Origin of the sequence: Nakamurella sp. (genome assembly GCF_048594475.1) — a bacterium.
Lineage (GTDB): Bacteria > Actinomycetota > Actinomycetes > Mycobacteriales > Nakamurellaceae > Nakamurella.
Map to the genome: position 1 here is coordinate 1 of NZ_JBMDXT010000337.1, position 1,547 is coordinate 1,547.

Below are 1,547 nucleotides of genomic sequence, written 5' to 3' on the forward strand. Positions count from 1 at the left end.
CGGGTCCAGCACCCATATCCGGGCCGCCGGCGCCGGTCGAGGGGCCGGGTCGAGGGGCCGGTTCCGGTCGTTCCCGGGCGGCCGGAACGACCGGAAGTGGCCCCTGGACGCCGGGCGCCGCGCGCGAAATGGAGGCCGGCCCCCATGGACACTCCCCCGCCGGATGGTGACCCTGGGGTCATGTCCGTCACCCTCGACCGGCGCCGCGGCGTCGACGATCCCGTCCCGGCACCGGCCCGGCACGCGACGACGCTGTTCCAGCGGTTGCTGCTGTTCAACGCGGCCGTGGTCGTCGTCGGTGGCCTGTTCCTGACGCTGACCCCGGTCACCGTCTCCGACCCGGTCCGGCTGACCGAGGTGGTGGTGCTCGGGGTGGGCGCGATCGCGATGGTGGCGGTCAACGCGATCCTGGTCCGGGCCACCCTGCGGCCGCTCGACCGCCTGACCGCGCTGATGGAACGGGTCGACCTGCTGCGGCCCGGGCAGCGGCTGTCGATGCCGGCGGACCGCGACGTCGGGCACCTGGTCCGCGAGTTCAACCGGATGCTGGACCGGCTCGAGCACGAACGCGGGGTCAGCAGCGCGCACGCCCTGGCCGCCCAGGAGGGGGAACGGCAGCGCATCGCCCGCGAGCTGCACGACGAGATCGGGCAGAGCCTGACCGCGGTCCTGCTGGTGCTCAAGCGGACCGTCGACCGTGCGCCGGAGCAGTTGCAGGCGGAGCTGCACACCGTGCAGGAGACCATCCGGACCTGCCTCGACGAGGTCCGCATGGTCGCGCGCCGGCTGCGCCCGGGCGTCCTGGAGGACCTCGGGCTGCGCAGCGCGTTGACCGCCCTGGCCGCCGAGTTCGGCCGGGCCGGCGACACGACGGTGACGGTCGGCATCGATCCGCGGCTGCCTGACCTCGGGCCCGACGCCGAACTGGTCATCTACCGCATCGCGCAGGAGGGTCTGACCAACGTCGCCCGGCACGCCGAGGCCGGGACCGCCGACCTGACCCTGACCGCCGAGCCCGACGGCGTCCGGCTGACCATCCGCGACGACGGCCGCGGGATCGGCGGGCCGGGCGCGCGCGACCGGGGCGGGAATGACCGGAGCGTCGGCACCGAGGAGGGCGCCGGGATCCGCGGGATGCGGGAACGGGCGATCCTGGTCGGGGCCGACCTGACCATCGGACCCGCGCCCGGCGGCGGCACCGCCCTGCGGTTGCGGGTCCCGCGGCGGCCCGGCGCGGCCGCCGGCCCGGGGGCGGGCTCATGACGGCCCCGACCCGCGTCCTGCTCGCCGACGACCACACCCTGGTCCGCCGGGGTCTTCGGCTGATCCTCGACGGCGAGCCCGACCTGCAGGTGGTCGCCGAGGCCGGCGACGGCGCCCAGGCCGTCGACCTGGCCGCCGCCGGGGAGGTCGACCTGGCCATCCTGGACATCGCCATGCCGCGGATGACCGGGTTGCAGGCGGCCCGGGAACTCGACCGCCGGGGCAGTCCGGTGCGGGTGCTGATGCTGTCCATGTACGACCACGAGCAGTACTTCTTCGAGTCG

General features: G+C 75.2%; 2 protein-coding genes. Both read left to right on the top strand.

Annotation, left to right across the window (positions count from 1 at the left end):
- Window positions 1–180 precede the first annotated feature (180 nt).
- Complete coding sequence (locus tag ACOJUF_RS15320) at window positions 181–1,263, top strand: histidine kinase (RefSeq protein WP_420122692.1); 1,083 nt, start codon at window positions 181–183, stop codon at window positions 1,261–1,263.
- On the top strand, window positions 1,260–1,547 hold a 288-nt coding region (locus ACOJUF_RS15325; RefSeq protein ID WP_420122693.1), incomplete at its 3' end, for a response regulator. The genes ACOJUF_RS15320 and ACOJUF_RS15325, both read left to right, overlap by 4 nt.

What these genes read in the sequence shown, in the direction of transcription:
- ACOJUF_RS15320 (WP_420122692.1), top strand. Translation starts at nt 181, where the DNA reads ATGTCCGTCACCCTCGACCGGCGCCGCGGCGTCGACGATCCCGTCCCG.